This is a genomic window from Thalassobacter stenotrophicus (genome assembly GCF_001458315.1).
GTDB classification, from domain to species: domain Bacteria; phylum Pseudomonadota; class Alphaproteobacteria; order Rhodobacterales; family Rhodobacteraceae; genus Thalassobacter; species Thalassobacter stenotrophicus.
Genome location: NZ_CYRX01000025.1, coordinates 131,945 through 147,540, shown reverse-complemented (window position 1 = coordinate 147,540; position 15,596 = coordinate 131,945). Strand labels below are relative to the sequence as shown.

Sequence of the window (15,596 nt, the reverse complement as noted above, 5' to 3'; positions counted from 1 at the left end):
CTATGATACTTTGTGCGGGCGAAGCCTTGATCGATATGTTGCCGCGCCAGACGGCGTTGGGTGAGGCCACATTCATGCCCTGCACAGGCGGGGCTGCGTTGAACATGGCGGTGGCTTTGGCACGGCTCGACACGCCGGTGTCGTTGTTCACGGGGCTTTCGACGGACATGTTCGGCAACCAACTGCGTGCCACTTTGGCGGCGGCGGGTGTGGGCGACCGGGCTGCAACATCTGACCGGCCAACAACGCTGGCTTTTGTCGAGCTGGTCGATGGCAGCGCGCGCTATGCATTTTTTGATGAGAACACCGCAGGGCGGATGCTGACCGCGGACGATCTGCCCGCGCTGGACGATGTCCAAGCCGTTGCACTTGGGGGGATTTCATTGGCGGTTGAACCGTGCGCCGACGCGTTTGAAACATTGTGCACCCGTGCCGCGCCCGACAAGCTGGTCATGATTGATCCCAACATTCGCCCCCTGTTTATCAGCGATGAGGCCCGCTACCGCGCGCGGCTGACCCGAATGATGGCGGTGGCTGATATCGTCAAGCTGTCGGACGAAGATCTGGACTGGTGGAACGGCGGTGATATCGATGCGCTTTTGGCCTCGGGCCCCAAGATGCTGGTGATGACCAAGGGCCCGGAGGGCGCTGTTGCGATCCGCGCCTCGGGAATGGTTTCGGTGCCTGCAACGCGCGTGGATGTCGTCGATACCATCGGCGCGGGCGATACGTTTAACGCGGGCTTCATGGCGGGGCTTTCGGATGCGAACGCTCTGTCCAAAGCGGCGCTGGCCACGCTCAGCGATGATACCCTCGGCAATGCCCTCACCCTTGGGGTACAGGCGGCCGGCATCACGGTATCGCGCGCAGGCGCCAACCCGCCCCACCGGTCCGAGCTATGAGGGCCGTTGTCCAACGCGTCCGCCACGCGCAGGTTCATGTGGACGGCGCGCTGATCGGTGAATGCGGTCACGGCGTGATGATCTTGGTCTGCGCGATGCAAGGCGACACGACCGACAACGCCAATGCACTGGTCGACAAAATCGCCAAGCTGCGCATTTTCAAGGACGACGCGGGCAAAATGAACCGCTCGCTTTTGGACGCGGAAGGAAGCGCGCTTGTGATCAGCCAGTTCACGCTGGCCGCTGATACATCGCGCGGCAATCGCCCCGGATTTTCAGCAGCCGCCGCCCCGGATGAGGGCGAAAAGCTGTACGAATACTTTGCCGCACGATTGGCGGCGCAGGGTGTTCCAACCCAGACAGGTCAGTTTGGCGCGGATATGGCCGTGAGCCTCGTGAATGACGGCCCCGTTACGATTCAGATTGAGCGTTAGGCGCGGGACCCCGTCCAAACCATCCCCGGATTGTGGCCACGTCCAGCACCGGTTCATCCAGACTTTCCGCATAGCTCTTGATTGAGATTGAGAGCATGGACTCAAGCGTGAAATACGCCCGAAGGATACGAAAGATCAAATACTCCGGCAGGTACAACAGCGCCATTGGCTTGCCGTTTATCAAACACGCGAAACACGCCAACAACGCAGGTGCGCCCACCGCCACGGCGATCACCGCCTGCACCTCAAGCGGGCGCAGCGTGTGAAACCCGCCGAAGTATTCGATCAACCCAAACAGAACGAGCGGGACAACCATCGCACGGCGGCCAGAATTCACGAGCATATAGGGCAGAACGACCTTGCCCCGCACCGTAGCGTGCGCCGAAAAGATCAACGCTCGGCACCGCGAAGAGATATGATAAACGGATCGAAACCACCGCATCCGTTGCTCACGCATGTGGTGGTATGTGCCGGGCACTTCGCTTTCGAATTGCACGTCCGGGTCGCACACAAGGCGGTAGCCCAATTCCCCGATCCGCAAGGACATATCGGTGTCTTCGCCGTTCATGCCGTTCACAAAGCCACCCAGTTTGCGCGGCAATTCTGTGCAGTAGGCCGCGAACATGCCGGGCACACCGACGACGGAATTGATCGTCGTAAAGCCCACCGAATAGAAGCCATGTTTGACCAGTGCCTCTAGGAACCGGGCGCGGTCAAACAGTCCTCCGCCGGGCGAAAATGGCAGCCCGCCTACCGCTCCGCAAAGAGGGTCACGAAAGTGGCGCATGACCTTGACCAACGCATCAGGGAACATGATCGTGTCCGCATCGAGCCGGATCATATACTCGGTCTGCACCCTATCGATCGCTGCGTTCAGCGCGTGGGATTTTCCGGCCCGTGTCTCAAGAAACACCTCGCCAGTCATATGCGCGCACGCGCCCAGCGCGCGGTCCGCAAGGGCATGGGTATCATCCGTTGAGTTGTTGTTGGCGATGATCATATGCACCGCATCCGCATACTGCGCGGCGGAGGCATCGGCGGCGGCGATCACTCGCGCGATGATGTGGGCTTCGTTATGGGCGGGCACAAAGATCGTGACCGGTGGCATGAACGTCCGGTGCCTGTCGCGCAATAGCATCAGGCTGGACACCAGATAGAGCGTCACGAAAAAGCTGGGCAAAAATAGGAAAACCCCCGGCCCGATCCCGCCCAACAGCGCAATATTGCGCAGCGCGTGCACAGCATTCAGGTCCAGCAGCGTCACCCAGACCGAAAGCCCCGCGCACAGCAAGGCCACGCACCCCACGGTCGCCATGGTTTGCCAGTTGCGGCGGGTGTCGATCTCCATTGCGATGGGGGGCGGCATGCGGCCCCGTTCCAACAGCTTGAACGAATAGATCGCAAAGCCCGCAACACCCGACACGATGGCCACAACATTCACGTGCAACGCCACGCCCAACCACAGGTGTATCACGGCTGAGGCCCCGTCGAGCAGAACACAGAACGCCAAATAGCTAAGGCACATGTCCACCATCATGCCAAACATATGGCCCGGGCGACGGTCCATGAAGACAGCGAATGAGATGTAAAAGCATAGGATGAACGTCCGAACCGAAACGGTGTAGTATCCCTGATATCCTTGGAAAAAGTAGATGTCGTGTTGCGGAAACAGCGCCGCGAGCAAGGGGATATTTCCCAGCCCCCAAAGCGACGCGGTGGACAGGACACAAAACACCACCAACAACAGTGGTGCGCGGCTTTGGGGCACCTGATGCGAAAACTGCTTGGGCGCGCTGTCCACGGACCAAAACTCATGGGTTGAGCGTTTGGCAGGGGCATCTTTGGGGCGCTGAGCGATCATGGGTCTAGTTCACCACGGGCTTCGTGCGCGGTGTCGCGACGGTGGCCATGAACGCAGGCCCTTGCGGCTGCAACGGCCCCTGAAGCGGCGCGATCAGATGCGGGCGTATGGGGTTTGGCATCGGGACCAAATCAGGCGCAGCAATCATGGTCTTTGTGGCCAAGACATCGGGCCGAGGAACCGGCCGATTGCCCAGCCCAAGCGCCCGCGGGCGGCGTGTGTGTGCAGTGGTCTTGGGGGCGAAGTTAGACGCGAACACAGCCATCACAGGCCGTTTGGGGAATACGCCACCAAGAAAAGCCCCTGCAGCGGCAACCGGCACACGAGGGGCCAAGCCGGTTGATGGTGCCGAAAGGCGCGCCACCTGCGTGCTCAGCACCACCCTTGGGGCCGTGTCAGCGGTTTGCGCGGGCTTTACCGTTTGCACCACAGGCCGCAAGGACACAAGCGCCGCAATCCGCCCCCCATCCGCACGGATATGTGCCCCAAGATCCGTTTCCGGCGTAATCCGCACCAAGGCGTAAGGCGCGTCCGTCTCATCGCCCAAGCGCGGCCACAACACCCACAGATCGTGCGCTCCAGCATCGCGGGCCTGCGCGACGGCCTGCGCTAAAGTATTGCGCAGAATTAGCTGTACTGTGCCAGGCGCGTGCCGTTCAGAGGCTGCCCCCAGTGTCCAACGCGTCGCTGGGCCAAACGCTTCAGACAGGAACTGCACAGCACTCGTCGCCTCAGCGGCGTTGAACGCAGAGGCGACGACCAGCGATAGATTATCCGGCAACGCCGCACCAAAATCGGCGACGTCGGCATCCGCAGACAACGCCCCACCCCGCAGGCGGGTCCCGGCCTCTAACTGGGCCATTACAGGAGTGCCCGACAGGCATGTCACCCCACTGCGCGGCTCATCATTCATGACCCGCAGCTCTAACACATTCGCATAACCCTGATGTTCCGCCGGAAGGGCCACACTGCGGGCAATCCGCGTGACGTTCTCACTTAGACGTTCGGTATGGATCGCGCGGCCATTCAAGACCACCGACAGCATCCAGCGGTCGGCCTGATCCAGACCCACAAGCGACATATCAAAATCGAAATGCGTGGGCAGCGTGCCATTCGGGGTGCTGCGCAGATCGTAGGGAATGCGCCAGTTGGTCCGATATTCAAAGAACTTCGCATCCCACAGGGACGAGCCCGCCGCAGGCTGCATGGGCCACTGGCTCGGCGCGGGGGCGATGGTCGCCGCGACCTGTTCATCGGCGACATCCAGATCATCCGAGCTGAGCACTACGGCACCGCCCTCTGCGGCCTGTGGTGCAACAAATCCAACATTCCCGCCCAGAGTACCTTTGTGAACTGCAAACCGCAGCATCCGTGCCATGGTGTCTGGCTCAAGCCCCGCGTCCCACACAACACGCGCCGGATCGCCAGAGACGCGCATCCGATCCCCAAGGGAGGTCAAAGGCGCCTCAGTCGTGATGTCCAAATGGCTTGTGGGCTCGACCCGCAGGACCATCCCGCCCGACCACCGCGCCGTACACACAGCGGTGGGAAAACGGCCATTGGCGGCAAGCGTCACCTCAACCACGGATTGGGTCAGGTCGGCGGGCAAAAGGTTCAGCGTGACGCGGTGCTCAGATTTGCCTTCGGGCAGAACCAATTCACCCCGGCGCTGACCGTTGATGTTGATTTTCAGCCGGGCCACGCCCTCCTCTTGCAGCTGCGCAGTCAGATCAAGCGTTAGGGTGCCGGCCTCAACCCGCGCCTCACGCGGCAGGTTAAACCGCGCGCGATGATACCCCGGTGACCCAGCCAGCGCGCCCCAAGTGTCTTCTTCACGAACAACAATCGTATGATGACGGCTGCCGGGACGCGCATCGCGCCCGCCCACGTCGGAGGCAAAATCGTGCAGCACACGGTCCGCTTGCGCCAAAGGCCCAAGCCCCCGGGAGGTCGTGTCACGATCCGTCCACAACGCAAACTGGATCAGCCCCATCACAAGGAGCGTGAAAAGTGCTAAACCCAAAAGCCTCATCTGCGTTTCCTTTCATCCGCCTGCCAGCCCGCCCCTGCCCTGTTACGCAGAGCGTGATTGCCTGTTGGGGCAGGGCTGACAGAGCGATCCTTGGTCCCTACTCCGCCGCGATCTGACGGTGCAGCGCCTCTTCAGTGACGATCCCGGCCTTTTGTTGACCCGTCCAAGTGGAGACACACGGCACAGCGTCGACATCGAAGCGGTGCAAATATTTCTGCGCGATCTCAACGGTTTCGGCCATCAAGCCTTCGCGGAGGGTTGTCGGGTTCAGCCCCAGTTTAAGGAAGCTATCGTTGCAAACGACCAAATCGTTCTCGGCGGCCTCTTTGCGCGGATTGTCCACCATCGCAATTTGGGCCCCTGTCAGATCAGCCACCAGATGGGCCAAATCTCGTACCCGGTGCTGTTCGGTCACTTGGTTCATGATTTTGACCGGCGCGCCCTTTTGGGGGGGATGCGCCACGGCCAAAGCCACACAGCGCACCGTGTCGCGGATATGAATGAACGCGCGCGTTTGGCCCCCGGTGCCGTGCACCGTCAACGGATGACCAACGGCCGCCTGCATCAAAAAGCGGTTCAGAACCGTGCCGTAGTCCCCGTCGTAATCAAAACGGTTAATCAGCGCGGGATGCAGACGCGTTTCATCGGTTTGCGTGCCCCAAACGATGCCCTGATGGAGGTCCGTGATCCGAATTTCATCATTACGCGCATAGAATTGAAACAGCAGCTGATCCATCGACTTGGTCATGTGATAGACCGAGCCAGGATTGGTCGGATACAGGATCTCACGCTCGGACCACTGCCCCTCATCGTTGGCGACCTTTACGGGCAGATACCCCTCGGGGATGGTAAAGCCTTCGCCCGCGTAGCCATAAACCCCCATCGTGCCGAGGTGGACCACATGCGTGTCCAACTCAAGGCCCGCAATAGCAGCCATCAGGTTGTGCGTACCACGGATATTGTTGTCCACCGTGTAGCGTTTTGCCGACACGTTGCGCATGGAATATGGGGCTGCGCGTTGTTCACCGAAATGCACAACCGTATCGGGTTTGAGCATCGCCAAGAGATCCTCAAGCGCGCCATAGTCCCGCGCCACGTCGATCTGGAAAAAGTCGATCCGGTTGCCCGTGACTTCCTTCCACGCCTGAACACGCTCCGAGATATGAGCGATGGGCGTTAGGCTGGACGCGCCCAACTCTCGGTCAATCTTGCGCCGGGACAGGTTGTCCACAATTGCAACCCGATGCCCCTGTGCCGACAGGTGCAGCGCCGTAGGCCAGCCGCAAAACCCGTCTCCCCCGATAATGACTACGTTCTTCATACTGCTGCCTTTCATTGCAGAGCGCCCCCAGTGGTCAGAACATCCCTCGATGCCCTTGCTGAGATCAGTATGGTTAACGAATTTTGAATTTATTCGGCCAAACTATGGCCTTTTCAGACGCCCACGCCTCACGCCCGCCCTAATCGGGCGGCACGCACTACATGTGGGGCCTTTATTGCACTGGATAGCTAGAGGTGGACTTGATTAGTCCCAATCAACGTTAAATTTTGTCACCAATCCGTTGATTTCAGCCGCATTGAGCATCTTTGGCGACAGCCCACGGGTCAGGATTGCCAACTTGGACGCCTCTTCCAATTCTTCCATCGCGTAGCACGCAGCCTCAAGCGATTTGCCCGCAACAACAGGACCGTGATGGGCCAAAACCACGGCTGTTCGTTTGCCCGCAAGCCCGCGGATCGCATCCCCCATAGCCGGGTCTCCGGGCATGTAGTAGGGCAGCAGTTTCACCTTGCCGAGCCGCATGATCCCGTAGGCCGTCAGGGGGGGCAGCATGTTGTCGGGGTCCGTTTCCGGCAAAAGCGACAACGCGACGGAATGGGTCGAATGCAGGTGCACAACCGCGCCGGTCTGCGCGGCACGCGTTTCATAAAATGCGGTGTGCAGCGGGACCTCTTTGGTGGGCGCATCACCATCCAGGTGTCGCCCGTCCGCGTCAATCACCGACAATGTGGCGGGGTCCAAGCGGCCAAAACAATGCCCCGTCGGCGTCACCAACAGGCGGCCGTCCTCTAACCGGGCCGAGATGTTGCCCGAAGACCCCGACGTCAGCCCCCGATTGAACATCGAGGCCGCGAGCGTGCAGATATCTTCGCGCAGTTTGGCCTCTGCCGACATTATACGCGCTCCAACAGCGCAAGCGCCTCTGCAAAGAAATTGGGGCTGCCAAAGTTGCCAGACTTCAGCGTAATCGCGAGGTCTTTGTCATCGCTTTTGCAGAACGTCCACGGCACGCCCGGCGCGATCTCGGGGCCGATGGCCAAGCGATCAATGTCCAGTTTGCGGGTCACAGCCCCAGAGGTTTCGCCCCCCGCGACCACGATGCGCCCCACCCCTAGGTTGCGCGCATCCAGCGCCAATTGCGCCAGCGCGTCCTCAACCAACACGCCGGCACGCGCGACACCCAATTTTTCTTGGGCCGCGGCCACTGTGGCGGGTTCCGCTGTGGCGTAGATGATCTTTGGGGCGTCAATGTCCTGCGCGGCCAACCAACGGCGCGCGGGCAGCACGCCTTCGCTGGCCAGTTCCAGCGGGTCCAACCGAAAGCCTTTGGCCTGATCCAGATAGGCGCCGACTTGCACCCGGGTCATGGCCGAACAACTGCCCGACAAGACCACCGACCCCGCGCTCAAACTGGGCGGAGTGGCGGGTGCGGCGGGTCGCGAAAGCGCGCCGGCCTGCGCGTACAGTTCCGGCAGGCTCTGGGCAATCGCGCTGCCCCCGGTCAACAGCGGCAGGTCATGAACGGCTGCAGCAATCGCATCCAGATCCTCGGACGCGATAGCATCCACCACGACGTGGGCCACATTCGCCTCAGCCAGCCGCATCATCGCGGCCTCAATCGCCTCGGCCCCGGCGCGAATGGTGGGCAGGTGAATTGCACCAACCTCACGACGGACCTGCGGGCGCAGAAGACGCGTGAGTGACGCGTCGCGCATAGGGGTCAGCGGGTGGTCCTTCATCGGCGACTCGCTCAGCAGTTGGTCGCCCACATGCAAGTAGCCGTTATAAACAGTCCGGCCATTTTCGGGGAACGCGGGACAATACACTGTCTGGCTCACGCCCATGTCGGTCATCATCGCCTCGGCCACCGGACCGATATTGCCCTGCGCCGTGCTGTCAAAGGTTGAGCAATATTTCCAAAATATCCGCTCAGCCCCCGCACCGCGCAGCCACTTAAGTGCCGCGCGCACTTGGCTGACCGCGTCCTCGCGTGGAAGGGTTCGGGATTTGAGGGCGATTACCTCAAACGGGGCCAAATCATCGGTGCTGTCTGGGATACCAATCCGCAAGTTTACTGCCACACCGGCCCGCGCCAACATGGCGGCCAAATCCGTAGCACCCGTAAAATCATCCGCAATAGCGCCAAAAAACACTGACATAAGACCCTCCCAAGGACGCACAAATTGTAGTCTGGCACGCGCCAACCACAAGAACTGTCTTTTGCCCACGCCTGCGATTGTGACAAGTGATGCAGAAATGCAAAGTCGCGTGAGATTGCTCGCGCCGCAGGTTGGGCGTAGCATCGCGGCGAATCCGATCAGGAGCGCATCATGCCCGACACCACCATTCCTCAAAGCTGGGAGGCCCGCGCAGAGGCCGCCTCATTCTTTGGCTTCACTGACCTGCCTTCGATCCACGCGCGTGGCACCGTTGTGCTGACCCACGGCACAGGGCCGTATGTCCATGACACGAACGGCAAGACATATCTGGACGCGAATTCAGGGCTTTGGAACATGGTCGCGGGGTTTGACCACCCCGGCTTGATCGAAGCCGCCCAAGCGCAATATGCCCGTTTCCCCGGCTATCACGCCTTCTTTGGGCGGATGTCGGATCAAACAGTGCAACTGTCCGAAAAGCTGGTTGAGGTGTCACCCTTTGAGCGCGGCAAGGTATTCTACACCAATTCCGGGTCTGAGGCGAACGACACAATGGTCAAAATGCTGTGGTTCCTATGGGCCGCAGAGGGCCAGCCGGAGCGCCGCAAAATCCTGACCCGCAAGAACGGCTATCACGGGGTCACAGCAGTTTCGGCGTCCATGACGGGCAAGCCCTACAACTCCGTTTTCGGCCTTCCCTTGCCGGGGTTTGTCCACCTCAGCTGTCCGCATTATTGGCGCGAAGGTCGCCCGAATGAAACCGAGGCCGAATTCACCGCCCGCATGGCCCAAGAGCTAGAGGACACAATCGCGCGCGAAGGCGCCGACACCATCGCGGGGTTCTTTGCCGAGCCGGTGATGGGAGCGGGCGGCGTGATCCCCCCATCCGAGGGGTATTTTCAGGCCATCGTCCCGATCCTGCGCCGTCATGGTATCCCGATCATCAGCGATGAGGTCATCTGCGGCTTTGGCCGAACGGGCAACACATGGGGCTGCGAAACCTATGACTTTATGCCCGACGCGGTGATCTCCTCCAAAAACCTCACGGCTGGGTTCTTTCCTATGGGGGCGGTCATCTTGGGGCCTGAGCTATCCGACAGGATGCAAAACGCGGCCGAAGCGATTGAGGAATTCCCCCACGGGTTCACCGCATCAGGCCACCCTGTGGGCTGTGCCATCGCGCTCAAGGCGATTGACGTCGTAATGAACGAGGGGTTGATGGAAAACGTCCGCACCCTGACCCCCAGGTTTGAGGCCGGTATGGCTGAATTGGCCAAGCATCCCCATATCGGGGAATGGCGTGGCAAGGGGTTGATGGGGGCCCTAGAGGCCGTGCACGACAAGGACACACGCACGCCCTTTGCTGCCGACTTGTCGATCTCAGAGCGGATCGCGAACACCTGCACCGATCACGGATTGATCTGCCGCCCCTTGGGCCAAAGCATCGTGCTGTGCCCGCCGTTCATCATGACCGACGCGCACATGGATGAGATGTTCGAAAAGCTAGAAGGCGCGCTGACCCAAGTGTTCAAAGAGGTCGGCTAGCACTGCAAAGGGGCGGATTTCGTGATCCGAAGACCGCCCCAAACCTGATTAGGTCTTGTTCATTTTGGACAGAATGGCCTGCATGTCGGCCAGTTGCTTCTTGATCGCGTCCAACTCTTCGGCGGCGCTTTCGTCCTCAGCGGCGGGTTGAGGTTTGGCCTCGGCTGCGGGTTCATCACCCGGGGTCCAGCCGCCAGTCATCGCTGCAAAAAACGCCTTTTGCTGCGCCTGCATTACTTCGAACCCCGGCATCTTGGCCAATGGGTTCATCACGCTCGCGTTCTCAATCATCTTGGACTGGCCCGAACGAAGCATATCAAAACTTTGTGCCAAGAAGTCCGGCACAACCGATTGTGCCTGCGTCGTGTAGCTGCGCACCAAGTCCGTCAGAACCGACAGCGGCAGGACGTTTTCGCCCCGGCTTTCATGCTCTGCGATGATCTGAAGAAGGTATTGGCGGCTCAGATCATCCCCGGATTTAAGGTCGACAATCTGCACTTCGCGTCCTGCACGGATAAAGCCCGCGATATCCTCTAGCGTCACGTAGTCGGACGTTTCAGTATTATACAGCCGGCGGCTGGCATAGCGTTTGATGAGGAGCGGTTTGTCCGTTTCGGCCACGATGTGCCTCCCAGGCTTCTTTGCGGTGCAGCAACCCTACGCTGCTGCATCGCAAAAAGGCAAGCGCACAATCGATTGCCCCAAGCGGACACCGCAGCCCGCATTTGGGCGTACAAACGAAAAAGGCGAGGTGCTAATAACACCCCGCCCCACTTTTTTGCCGACAGGGAGGACGTCGGCAGAAGTGTTCTTGCGTCGCTTATTTAGCGGCGGCTTTTTTCGTCGCAGCGGACACGTCAGCTGTGGCTTTTTTAACAGCTGCGGTTGCATCTTCGGTGGCTTCTTTGCCAGCAGCCAGCATCAGCTCAACAGTTTCCATCTGCACTTTTTTCGCGATTTCAGCGAAAGCAGCCATGTTTTCAGCAGCAACTTCGGCTGTCGCGGATGCGAAGTCGGTCATTGCTTTTGCGTAGTCAGCAGGCTCTTCTTTTGCAGTCGTAACTGGTGCGATTTTCGCCAGTGTTTCTTTGGTCCATTTGTTGGAAATCTCAGCGGATTTCTCAGCGGCTTCCAGAGCCAGCTTGGACATTTTTTCAGCCATGGCCGTTTGCGACTTCATCGCGTCCGTAACGGCAGCGGTGTCTACGGGGAAAGAACCCATCATGTCGGTCATGTATTTTGTAAAATCTTGTGTGTTAGCCATTGTCTCTACTCCTTGAATATTCACCCGGACCACCCGAGTTATTCGCTGTGTCTGGAATATAGATACACGCTGCACTGCAGCATTTCAAGTTTTTTCTGCACCGCAGCATGCGACAAACCGACAAGCTGCGATGCAGGGCTAATCCATCAATTATTCCGCAGGCTTAGCGACCACATATGTCCCGGGCGCTGGTCCCAAAACCTTGTGCGCACCCTCTCCGGGCACCCGTGCCGGCACTTTTTTGCCTGACCGTTTCTTGAGCCAGCCATCCCAACGTGGCCACCAGGACCCCTCATTAAAAATCGCGTCCTCTAACCATGCATCCGGATCATCGATCATCGGACCGTCGTTGGTATAGTGGCCATACTTATTTTTGCTGGGTGGGTTTACGATGCCCGCGATGTGCCCCGATTGGGATAGAATGAACGTCTTGTTACGCGACCCCATCTGGCGAACGCCCGCATAGCTGGATTTCCACGCGGCGATATGGTCGGTTTCGCAAGCAATCGCACAAACCGGCACGGTCACATCCTTCAGTGATAGCGTCTCACCAAAGTATTCAATCGTCCCTTCGGCCAAGCGGTTGCCGGTGCACAGATCGCGCAGATATTGCACCACCATCTTGCCCGGCAGGTTGGTCCCATCCCCGTTCCAATACAGCAGATCAAAGGCGGGCGGCGCCTCGCCCAGCATGTAGCTTTTGATGGCGGGGCCATAGACAAGGTCGTTGGACCGCAGGTAGCTGAATGTGCGCGACATGAAGAATTTGCTCAGATAGCCGCGCTTTGCGGCCTCACGCTCAATCCCGCCAAGGAAATCATCATTCAAGAAAACGCCCATCTCACCGGGGTCCGAGAAATCCGTCATCGTGGTGAACAGCGTTGCAGATTTGATCGAAGTATCGCCCCGCTTTTTCATGAGCGATAGCGTCAGCGACAGCGTGGTCCCTGCAATACAATACCCAACCGCGTTGACCTCTTTTTCGCCCGTGATCTCTTTGACCACGTCAACGGCGGCCAGATACCCGTGCTCAATGTAGTCTTCCATGCTGACGTCGGCATAAGTCTCATCCGGGTTCACCCACGACACGACAAACAGCGTATAACCCTGATCCACGATCCATTTGATCAGCGAATTCCGCTCCTTCAGATCCAGCACATAAAACTTGTTGATCCACGGCGGAAACAGAATGAGCGGGGTGCGGTGCACTTCGTCCGTTGTGGGCGCGTATTGGATCAGCTCAAACATCTTGTTGCGAAACACGACCGAACCTTCGGTCGCGCCGATGTTTTTGCCAACCTCAAACGCCTTGCGATCCGCAAGGCTGACGAGCCAGTCCCCATTGTTCGCCTCAATATCGGCCACAAGGTTCTCAAGCCCCTTCACAAGTGAGTCGCCCTCGGTTTCAACCGCACGCTCAAGCGCATCAGGGTTCGTCGCCAGAAAGTTGGTGGGCGAAAACAGGTCGATGATCTGTTGGCTAAAGAACTCAACCCGCGTTTTATCTGCTGGGTCCAGCCCCTCAAGGTCACGTACGATGTCCGAAATCGTTTGCGAACTGATCTGATATTGCTGTTTTACAAAGTTAAAATAGGGGTGAGAGGACCACAAAGGGTTCGAAAAGCGTCGATCCGCCGGCTGTTCATCGTGGGGGGCTTTGGGCTTACCCTCAGAGAGTGCGGTCTGCGCTTCAACGGCGTGTTTCAGGCTTTGACCCCAGAAATTCACCTGCCGCTCAATCAACTTGCCGGGGTTTGTCATCATCTCGGCCATGTAGGCCGCAGCGGCCTTGACATAGACATCATTGCCCGGTCCCTGCAGCCCCTGATCGGAGCTTTGCCGCGCCGACAAAGCAACGGCCAACCGCTTGGACAGCTCCTCCATCTTGTGGATATTCTCGTTCAAACGGGACAAAGCCGCATGATCTTGTGTGTCGCCAGTTTCGGTGTCGGCTGATGAATCGTCAGTCATGACTTGCTTTTTTTCCCCAATGCTGCGACTGCTAACTAGCAGAGCCTTGGCGAGGGGGCAAAGCGACGAATTAACCCGGGGTAAAGAAGTTGGTGCCCCACAAGCCGGAGTCCCCTTGATGAAGTACCTAATTCCCTACGAAATGATGGAAACCATGCGCAACACCAACGCATGGATGGGTGCGTCCGCACGGGCGATGGCCTCGTACCCCGCGCTTGCGATGGTCCCCAATCCAGCGTTCAAAATGATGGCTGCGTGGGGCGAGGTCACAGAGCGCAGCTTTGACCGCATGGTCGTCAAGCCCGACTGGAACATCGGTTCCGTTGTGGGCACCGACAACCGTGACCACCTTGTGGACGTCGAAACCGCCGTGGCCAAACCCTTTGGAGACCTGATCCATTTCCAAGTACAGGGCCGGGCCGAAATGCCCCGCAAGGTCCTGTTGGTCGCGCCCATGTCCGGCCACTACGCGACGCTCCTGCGGTCCACCGTTGTGTCCCTTCTGCCCGATGCAGAGGTCTATGTGACCGACTGGCACAATGCGCGCGATATCCCGGTGTCTGCAGGTAAATTCGATGTTGAGGATTATACCCTCTATCTCGTTGATTTCATGAAACACCTTGGCCCCGACGTGAACGTGATCGCCGTGTGCCAACCCGCCCCCCTGACGCTGGCCGCGACCGCCTACCTGGCCGAAGAAGAGCCCGCCGCGCAGCCCCGCACCCTGACCCTTATCGGCGGGCCAATCGACCCTGATGCCGCCGCAACCGACGTGACCGACTTTGGCCGCCGCGTGACGATGGGCCAGCTCGAAGAAAGCATGATCCAACGGGTCGGCTTCAAATACGCAGGCGTTGGTCGCAAGGTCTATCCTGGCCTGCTACAGCTTGCGTCCTTTATGTCCATGAACGCCGAGACCCATTCAAAAGCTTTCTATAATCAGGTGATGCGTGTGGCCAACGGCGACGCCGCCGAGCATGACAAGCACAATAAGTTCTACGACGAATATCTCGCCGTGATGGACATGACCGCCGAATTCTATCTCTCAACGGTTGAGCGTATCTTTAAGGGCCTGGAGATCGCGCAAAACAAATTCACCGTTAAGGGCAAGCGGATCGACATCGGCCAAATCACCACCGTGGCGGTGAAAACGGTAGAAGGTGGCAAAGACGACATCTCTGCCCCGGGCCAATGTGTGGCCGCCCTCGACATGCTGACCGGCTTGCCCGACAGCAAGAAAGCCTCCTACCTTGAGCCTGAGGCTGGTCACTACGGCATCTTTGCGGGCAAAAGCTGGCGCAACAACATCCGCCCGCTCGTGCTGGACTTCATCGACGCAAACGCCGCGGATGTTGCCAAGCCCGCGGCCAAGGCAAAAGCCAAATCAAAGCCTGCACAAGCCGCGGGCAATGAGGCCACCGCCCCTGAGCCTGCAACGACCGACAAGCCGACCCTGAAGGCCGTCAAGTAAATGAGCGGCGGCCGCACTCTCCACTTCGCCTGCTCTTGCGGCGAACTGGCGGGGCGGCTGGTCGACGTGGACGCGCGCGACGGCACACACATCGTGTGCCATTGCAACGATTGCCGCGCCAATCTAGTCGCGCTGGGGCACACTGATCCCGGCGCGGAAGGGGTTGAATTGTTTCAAACCACCCCGGACAAAATCAAAATCGATCAGGGCGGCGAAAACCTCGCGCTCCTGCGCCTGTCGCCCAAAGGGTTGATGCGCTGGTACGCCAAATGCTGCTCGACACCACTGTTCAACACCACAAGCCGCCGGGGCATGGCGTTCACCGGCGTCTCTGCCGAGATCATCAAAAACCATGAGGCGGAGCTAGGCCCGGTTATCGCTCGCGGCTTTATCAAAACCCCGTCCGGCAAGGTCACACACGAAGGCCTGCGCCCAATGCTGACTTCGATGATGGGGCGGATGGGCAAATCCTGGATCAAAGGGACATGGCGTGACACGCCCTTTTTCGATGAAACCGGCACCCCCGTCCGAGAAGCCCGCGTCCTGACCCGCGAAGAACGCGCCGCAGCCTTCATGGGCCTGTCACAAACCTGATTTTGCCCGCCTAACCTGACCCATAGTCTTTGCCCGATTGCCCTACACGCGGGGCCTTGCTAGCGTGTTTGGCATAAACGGGGG

The 15,596-nt window shown here is 59.3% G+C and carries 13 protein-coding genes; 5 read left to right on the top strand and 8 right to left on the bottom strand.

Annotated elements, in window-relative coordinates; genetic code table 11:
* The first annotated feature begins 2 nt into the window (after nucleotides 1-2).
* The gene (locus THS5294_RS07845; protein WP_058123322.1) at nucleotides 3-902 is read left to right on the top strand and encodes a carbohydrate kinase family protein; all 900 of its coding nucleotides are present in this window, start codon (nucleotides 3-5) and stop codon (nucleotides 900-902) included.
* Entirely contained in the window at nucleotides 899-1,336 is a 438-nt protein-coding gene (gene dtd, locus THS5294_RS07840) for a D-aminoacyl-tRNA deacylase (protein ID WP_058123321.1), read from the top strand. Before THS5294_RS07845 ends, dtd begins: the two co-directional genes overlap by 4 nt.
* On the opposite strand, the gene THS5294_RS07835 is transcribed toward dtd, so the two are convergent.
* The 5 genes from THS5294_RS07835 to otnK form a co-directional block, all read right to left on the bottom strand.
* Nucleotides 1,314-3,197 (bottom strand): glycosyltransferase family 2 protein, encoded by a 1,884-nt coding sequence (locus THS5294_RS07835; protein WP_058123320.1) that lies wholly within the window; start codon nucleotides 3,195-3,197, stop codon nucleotides 1,314-1,316. The two genes, dtd and THS5294_RS07835, sit on opposite strands and share 23 nt — an antisense overlap.
* Before the next feature lie 4 nt (nucleotides 3,198-3,201).
* Nucleotides 3,202-5,229 (bottom strand): cellulose biosynthesis cyclic di-GMP-binding regulatory protein BcsB, encoded by a 2,028-nt coding sequence (locus THS5294_RS07830; protein WP_058123319.1) that lies wholly within the window; start codon nucleotides 5,227-5,229, stop codon nucleotides 3,202-3,204.
* Nucleotides 5,230-5,326: 97 nt separating this feature from the next.
* Nucleotides 5,327-6,550 carry an NAD-dependent epimerase/dehydratase family protein gene (locus THS5294_RS07825; RefSeq protein ID WP_058123318.1) on the bottom strand — a complete coding sequence of 408 codons (1,224 nt, stop codon included), beginning with the start codon at nucleotides 6,548-6,550 and terminating at the stop codon, nucleotides 5,327-5,329.
* Nucleotides 6,551-6,754: 204 nt separating this feature from the next.
* Complete coding sequence (gene otnC, locus THS5294_RS07820) at nucleotides 6,755-7,405, bottom strand: 3-oxo-tetronate 4-phosphate decarboxylase (protein WP_058123317.1); 651 nt, start codon at nucleotides 7,403-7,405, stop codon at nucleotides 6,755-6,757.
* The gene (gene otnK, locus THS5294_RS07815) at nucleotides 7,405-8,670 is read right to left on the bottom strand and encodes a 3-oxo-tetronate kinase (protein ID WP_058123316.1); all 1,266 of its coding nucleotides are present in this window, start codon (nucleotides 8,668-8,670) and stop codon (nucleotides 7,405-7,407) included. The genes otnC and otnK overlap by 1 nt, the downstream gene beginning before the upstream one ends.
* A gap of 171 nt (nucleotides 8,671-8,841) precedes the next feature.
* Between otnK and THS5294_RS07810 the strand changes: the two genes are divergently transcribed.
* Entirely contained in the window at nucleotides 8,842-10,212 is a 1,371-nt protein-coding gene (locus tag THS5294_RS07810; RefSeq protein WP_058123315.1) for an aminotransferase, read from the top strand.
* A gap of 48 nt (nucleotides 10,213-10,260) precedes the next feature.
* Here the strand turns inward: THS5294_RS07810 and phaR are convergent, their stop codons facing one another.
* The 3 genes from phaR to THS5294_RS07795 form a co-directional block, all read right to left on the bottom strand.
* On the bottom strand, nucleotides 10,261-10,833 hold the full coding sequence (phaR, locus tag THS5294_RS07805; RefSeq protein ID WP_038006385.1) for a polyhydroxyalkanoate synthesis repressor PhaR: 573 nt from the start codon (nucleotides 10,831-10,833) through the stop codon (nucleotides 10,261-10,263).
* A gap of 199 nt (nucleotides 10,834-11,032) precedes the next feature.
* On the bottom strand, nucleotides 11,033-11,476 hold the full coding sequence (locus tag THS5294_RS07800) for a hypothetical protein (RefSeq protein ID WP_038006382.1): 444 nt from the start codon (nucleotides 11,474-11,476) through the stop codon (nucleotides 11,033-11,035).
* A 150-nt stretch (nucleotides 11,477-11,626) separates the two neighbouring features.
* Entirely contained in the window at nucleotides 11,627-13,447 is a 1,821-nt protein-coding gene (locus tag THS5294_RS07795; RefSeq protein ID WP_058123314.1) for a PHA/PHB synthase family protein, read from the bottom strand.
* Nucleotides 13,448-13,565: 118 nt separating this feature from the next.
* Between THS5294_RS07795 and phaZ the strand changes: the two genes are divergently transcribed.
* Nucleotides 13,566-14,918 carry a polyhydroxyalkanoate depolymerase gene (phaZ, locus tag THS5294_RS07790; protein WP_082644974.1) on the top strand — a complete coding sequence of 451 codons (1,353 nt, stop codon included), beginning with the start codon at nucleotides 13,566-13,568 and terminating at the stop codon, nucleotides 14,916-14,918.
* A complete protein-coding gene (locus THS5294_RS07785; protein ID WP_058123313.1) occupies nucleotides 14,919-15,512 on the top strand; it encodes a DUF6151 family protein in 594 nt (197 codons plus the stop codon).
* Nucleotides 15,513-15,596: the final 84 nt, after the last annotated feature.